The organism is Pseudoalteromonas sp. MMG024, from assembly GCF_021654175.1.
GTDB lineage: Bacteria > Pseudomonadota > Gammaproteobacteria > Enterobacterales > Alteromonadaceae > Pseudoalteromonas.
This window is the reverse complement of the sequence record NZ_JAKFZO010000027.1, coordinates 44,774-51,275: the sequence shown is the minus strand read 5'-3', so window position 1 is coordinate 51,275 and position 6,502 is coordinate 44,774. Positions and strand designations below refer to the sequence as shown.

Sequence of the window (6,502 nt, the reverse complement as noted above, 5' to 3'; positions counted from 1 at the left end):
GGCGGAGGCTAGCACCGTGTGGGAGTCATTATGTCTATATTAATCAAATGATTCGAGCACAAAAGGAGTTTCTATGAACTATGATGTTATTGCCTTAGCATGCGAGCAACTAGATTATCGCGATAAGTTGCGGCTTGCACAGTTGTTAATTCAAACTGCTCGAAAGGAAGAAGAAACAGTTAACCCTCAAGATCGAACAATTAAACCAAAGCCTGCTGTTCCTGAAGCCATTGTCGAAGAGCAAGAAATTGACACTATTTCCTATGTATATGAACGCTTGCTTAAATTAAGACCAGTGAAAACAAAATCGCTAACGAACTCAATCAAAGCAATGTTTCAGTTTCAAGGTGGTATTTCTGAAGCCGAAGTCTCTGATATTGTTAGTGAACTCCAACATAGGAAGTTAGTTAAGCTGACTAATAATAAAGTCGAGTACAAAGATTAATATAACAAAGCGTTTAAGACGGATTCACAACGCTTGGCATTTTCGGTTTGATTCAGCTTAAGTGGTTACGGCACAATGGTTTAGCTAGGGTGGTTGGCGTTGTTCACCACTTAACGCGGCGTTATAATTTACCTCACTATCAAATTTTGGTGTCTATAGAAAGGAAATCATTTACAAATGAAAAGTAATAAATTGAGTCTAATTTTAGTAACTTTAATTTGCATCTCGATAGGGAAATTTACCTCTGCTTCGGCGAATAGCTATATTTTGGATGACGCTGAACGATTCGCTAAGTTATTTACTCACACATCTGAGCTTGATGAAAAACAGATTAAGAATAAATACTTGAATCTAGGTACTAAAGGCTTGGAAATATTTACTCCATATAGAATCAAGAATGAAAAAAATCTTTTACGAGCAATATCAGAAAATTCGGGTGCTTATAAGAAAGGAATAGAAGTATGCTTGCCTGCAGCGAGAAGAATAGCTAGTGATGCTAAACAAGTATTGAATGATGTGAAAATTCTACTAGAACAAGAAAAGTTGGCCCCAACCTATATCTTATTTGGAGCTGACAATTCAGGTGGAACAGCTAGTAGAGAAGGTCTCTCTCTTGGTTTAGAAGTTCTTTGTCGTTTTGCTGAAACAGAAGATGAAGCCATCGAAGTGATACTTGGCTTTGTTGCGCACGAAATTGTCCATGTATATCAATCACGCATCCCTGAAAATAAAACCCAAAAACACACCTTATTACGCCAAGCATTAACCGAAGGGTTTGCTGACTTTATATCTTACAGAGTGTTGGGAAAGGTTACTCAATCTGAAATTGAAAGGCATAACTTTGGTGTTAAAAATGAAGGGGTTATTTGGGCAGAATTTAAAGCTGTTATGAATGGAAATGATTTTAAACCTTGGATGTATGGTTCTAGTGGAGAAGGAAGACCAAATGATCTAGGTTATTGGATAGGTAAAAGGATAGCACAAGCATATTATGAAAAAGCGAAAGATAAAAAGAAAGCGCTAAAGGAGCTTTTGTATTTAAAGGACCCTCAATCTATTTTACTTAGCAGTGGATATAATCCGGCATAAATTATAACAAGTTGCTCAAAAGGAAAAATGACAGCTAATGGCACTAAGCCGTTGCATACGCTTTTAAAAAACGGGCGACGGCTTTATCAACATGTTCTTGCACTTCTTGCTCGCTAATTGGCTTGTTTGGTAGCAATACCGCTTTAATGTGTAAGCGCCCTTTGACCATTTCGATGAGTAGCTTTGCGGCAAATTCGGCGTCGTCTACATCAAGCATATTTTGCTGGTGCAAATGGGTTAAGTATTTCGCCAGCGGAATGCTGCCTCTGAGTGGGCCATAGTGATAAATCAACTCGCCTACTTCCGGCAGTTTGGGCACAATATTGGCCACTAAGCGGAACAATTTCACCATGGTTTCGGATAAAAAGCCTTGAGCAAAACCATAACACACCTGACTAAGCGCTTGTTGCGGCGGCAAGTCGTAATCGATATTAAGCAAAGTGCCCACTTGCACTTCGGCTTTTTCACGAATAACAGCAAGCAGTAGCTTTTCTTTATTACCAAACTCACTGTAAATATTGCGCCTTGAGCCGCCCGATTCGCTAATAATCATTTCGAGCGAGGTATTGTCGTAACCATGTTCTAAAAATAGCGTTTGTGCTACTGCGAGGATTTTTTTACCGCGCTCTGATAACGGTTTTGCATTTAAAATTTGTTCTAAACTCAAGACTGTACCTATTAATTGTAAAAACATGGTTGACTTTGGTACTGCATAGTACCAAATTAATTTACTCAATTTGTGCTTATAAAATTAGCACCTTTTACAGGAACCGTTATGCGTTTACTTTACGTTATTGCGTGTATTATCACGCTTGTTGGCTGTTCAAAAGAAATCGAACACTCTGAACCTCCTATCCGCCCAATCGCATGGACAGCGGTAAAAACCTCAAACTTTGAACAAGTGCGCACGCTTTCAGGCATTGTTGCCCCCGTTGAAAATGCCAGCTTAAGCTTTGAAGTAAACGGTAAAGTTGAAAAGGTGTTTGTGAAATTAGGTGATACGGTGAGTAAAGGCCAACCTCTTGTCAAGCTTAATCAGCTCACGTTTCAGTTAAGTTTTGAATCTGCATCAGCGCAGGTGAAACAAGCCGAAGCAACTCTGCAAGAAGCGCAAAATGAATACGAGCGTTACAAAACGCTAAGTGAACAAGGTTTAGTATCAAAATCAGGTTTTGATAATTCAAAATCAGCGTTTGAATCTGCCAAAAGTGCTGTGGATGTTGCCAATGCTCAGCTCAATATTGCGCGCAAAAACGTGCAAGATAGTGAATTACTGGCACCTTACGATGGCGTTATCACCAAACGTTTAATTGAACCCTCACAGCAAGTTGCCGCAGGCCAATCCGTATTTGAAATTGAAGGCCAACACGGCTTTGAAGTACGTGTAATGGTGCCTGAGAGTATAATCCATGACTTAAACAGCGATATGACCTTAAAAGTAACCTACCCTGTAATGCCGCGGCTTTCAATGAAAGGGCATATTTCTGAAAAAGGCACCCGCGCTGAATCTGCCAATGCATTCCCTGTTACGGTTATTTTAGATGAAGAAAACGCTGTGCTGCGTGCCGGAATGACTGCCGAAGTGGAGTTTGTTTATCAAGGTGTTGGCCGCACTGGTTATACCGGCCCAAGTATTCGTATTCCAGTAAGTGCCCTTGGCGCCGACATCAAGCAAAAGGCATTTGTCTTTGTGTTTGACCCTAACACGCAACTGTTAGAAAAACGCTTTGTGCAAACCGAAAACGTTATTAATAACCAAGTGATTATCTCGAACGGGTTAAAAGATGACGAGATTATTGCCACTGCAGGCATTGCGTTTTTGCGCGACGGGCAAAAAGTATCGCTGCTTGATAACGCCGTGCAACGTTTTAACTAAGGAGCGGGAAAATGAATATAACCGCTTTGGCGTTTAATTATAAAAAACCCGTATTACTTGTGGTGGCGCTATTAATGCTAAACGGCATTTTTGCCTACTTCACCCTGCCAGCACAGGAAGACCCCACCATTACGATTCGTGAGGCCATTGTTAGCACGCAGTTTCCAGGTATGGCACCTGACCGCGTCGAGCAATTAATCACACGAAAATTAGAAGAAGAAATCCGCAAAATTCCGGAAGTAAAAGAAATTAAGTCGTCGTCATCTACGGGGCTTTCGACCATTCACGTAAAAATTTACGACCGTTATTTTAACCTCGACAATATCTGGCAAGACTTACGCAACAAGGTGAATAATGTCCAAGGAAAACTGCCACAAGGTACGTTACCATCGTATGTAAACGATGAATTTGGTGATGTGTCGGTGATCACCCTAGCGCTGACCGCCGATGGCTTTGATATGGCCGCAATGTACGATATTGCACAGCATATTCGCGATACCCTTTATGGTGTTGAAGGCACTAAAAAAATTGAAATTTTAGGCGCCAAAGCCGAGCGTATTTACCTTGAAGCGTCCAATGCCAAATTAGCACAGTTAGGGATTTCGCCTTTAGCGCTTATCAACGAACTTAAAAACCAAAATATTGTGCAGTCAGGTGGCCGTGTTGATACTGGTAGCCGCAGCTTTATTATTGAGCCAAGCGGTAACTTTAACAGCATTCCTGATATTGAAAATACCTATATCACCATTCCGGGCACTGAAGATTTTATCGCTTTAAAAGACATCGTGACGATTAAAAAAGGCTATATCGACCCACCTGATAAATTGGCTTATTTTAATGGAAAACCAGCTATTTTCTTCGCTAATGCGATGTTGCCCGAATACAATATTTTAGAATTTGCGCCGCGCTTTAAAGCCAAAATAGCTGAAATTGAACAGACATTACCAATTGGCTATCAACTCGATATTGCAACTTACCAAGCCGATCAAGTTGAAAAAACCGTGAAAGGCGTATCAATTAATGTGCTGCAAACACTGGCCATTGTGCTTGTGGTGGTCATTTTGTTTTTAGGGCTGCGCACCGGATTAATTGTAGGTGCCATTGTACCGCTGGTGATGCTCGTTACACTTGCGATTATGCAATACAGCGGTATTAAACTTGAGCGTATGAGCTTAGCAACGCTGATTATTTCACTTGGTTTATTAGTTGATAACGGCATTGTTATTGCCGAAGACTTTAAACGCCGCTTGGAGCAAGGCATCGATCGCTACAATGCCATGGTGCAAGGATGTAAAGAGCTGGCAGTTCCGTTACTTAGCTCATCAGCCACCACCATTTTATTCTTTTTACCGCTGATGCTAGCACAGCATGTGGCAGGTGAGTACACTCGCTCAATTTCGTTGGTGATTTTAATTACCTTGCTAAGCAGTTGGGTATTAGCACTGACCGTTACACCCATTTTAAGTTACTACTTTATTAAAGTACCCAAAACAACCACTAGTGATAGCAATGAGTTTGGCAAATTGGCCAGTTACTATGGAAAATATGAGCAATTTTTACATTGGGTGCTGAAACATAAAGCGGTGTTTATGGCCGCGATGCTTGTTTTATTTATTGGCGCTGGCGCATCTATGAAATTTGTCGCTAAGCAGTTCTTCCCAAATTCAGATCGTACCCAAGTACTGGTTAATATTGATTTACCACGTGGTACGTCATCACGGGAAACTAACCGTCAAATGCAAGAAATTTTCGCATGGCTCAATAACAAAGAACAATTTGATTATATCGAGAGCTTTTCGGGTTATGTTGGCTTTAGCGGGCCGCGTTTTGTACTCTCACTTAACCCTGAAGACCCTGCTGAAAATAAAGGCTTTATAGTACTTAATGTAACGCCTGAAACAGATATTGCCTCGCGGGTATTAGAACTTGATACGCAAATTGAAGCGCGTTTCCCAAATACTGCTGCACGCGTGCGTAAAATGTTTTTAGGCCCATCGGATTCGTCTATTTTAAAAGTGCAGGTAAAAGGCCCTGATAAAGAAGTTATTTATCAAAAAGCACAAGAGATTATGGCGGTATTACATGCTGCGCCAAACTCGCTTAATGTGCGCACCGATTGGGAAAACCTGATCACCAAGATCTCGGTTAAAATTGACCAGCACCGTGCAAAGCGTGCAGGCCTTACGTCAAGTGAAATTGCGCAAGCGCTTGATAGCTACTTTAGCGGCGGTGTAATTACTAACTTTCGTGATCAGGATGAGATCATCCCTATTGTGCTGCGCGCTGGTGAAAACGAGCGAAATAGCCTTGATAGACTGCGTACGTTAAATGTGTATTCAGAAAAATCTGGCCGTGCTGTACCGTTATTTCAAGTTGCTGACTTTGAGCCTGTGAACCAGTTTTCAATTATTCATCACGAAGATATGTTCCGCACCATTAGTATTGAAGCACGCAACACCAAGCTTTCAGCAGAAGATTTTAAAGCACTTGTTGATGAGCAAATTCAACTACTTAAGCATGACTTACCGGTGAATCACACGATTGAATACGATGGTGTAATAAAAGAATCAAAAGCGGGGCAAAAAGCACTGAGTGCCAATATGCCTATGGTGCTTGGTTTTATTATTATTTTATTGGTGGCGCAGTTTAACTCGTTTAGAAAAGCCATGGTGATTTCGCTCACTATTCCCCTTTCATTTATTGGTGCGGTAATTGGTTTGTTAGTGATGCAAGCCCCATTTGGTTTTATGGTAACACTTGGCCTTTATAGCCTTGCGGGGATTATTATCAATAACGCGATTGTGTTAATTGACCGTATTGCGATAGAGCAAGCCGAGGGTAAAAGCGAGTATCAAGCCATTATTGATGCATGCTTAACACGCCTTCGCCCAATTGCCATGACCACCATCACTACCATGATGGGATTACTGCCACTTATTATTGGTCAAGATCCGCTATTTTACGGCATGGCCTGTGTAATTGCCTTTGGTTTAGGCGTAGGCACAGTTTTAACCTTGGGTGTAGTACCTGCGCTTTATGCTGGGTTCTACCGCGTTCAAAAGTAGGACTAACGCATGTAAAAAAGCACAAGA

The 6,502-nt window shown here is 41.2% G+C and carries 5 protein-coding genes; 4 read left to right on the top strand and 1 reads right to left on the bottom strand.

From position 1 onward, the window contains the following. Positions 1-73 precede the first annotated feature (73 nt). Positions 74-445 (top strand): hypothetical protein, encoded by a 372-nt coding sequence (locus tag L1068_RS19310; RefSeq protein ID WP_042766364.1) that lies wholly within the window; start codon positions 74-76, stop codon positions 443-445. A gap of 177 nt (positions 446-622) precedes the next feature. Next, the gene (locus L1068_RS19305) at positions 623-1,534 is read left to right on the top strand and encodes a DUF2268 domain-containing putative Zn-dependent protease (protein ID WP_237131528.1); all 912 of its coding nucleotides are present in this window, start codon (positions 623-625) and stop codon (positions 1,532-1,534) included. Positions 1,535-1,577: 43 nt separating this feature from the next. On the opposite strand, the gene L1068_RS19300 is transcribed toward L1068_RS19305, so the two are convergent. After that, entirely contained in the window at positions 1,578-2,201 is a 624-nt protein-coding gene (locus L1068_RS19300; protein WP_237131527.1) for a TetR/AcrR family transcriptional regulator, read from the bottom strand. A 108-nt stretch (positions 2,202-2,309) separates the two neighbouring features. Between L1068_RS19300 and L1068_RS19295 the strand changes: the two genes are divergently transcribed. Together L1068_RS19295 and L1068_RS19290 are read left to right on the top strand one after the other, a co-directional pair. Next, positions 2,310-3,410, top strand: a complete 1,101-nt coding sequence (locus tag L1068_RS19295) for an efflux RND transporter periplasmic adaptor subunit (protein ID WP_237131526.1) — start codon at positions 2,310-2,312, stop codon at positions 3,408-3,410. An 11-nt stretch (positions 3,411-3,421) separates the two neighbouring features. Continuing rightward, positions 3,422-6,475, top strand: coding sequence for an efflux RND transporter permease subunit (locus L1068_RS19290; RefSeq protein ID WP_237131525.1), 3,054 nt, complete (start codon positions 3,422-3,424; stop codon positions 6,473-6,475). Positions 6,476-6,502 lie beyond the last annotated feature (27 nt).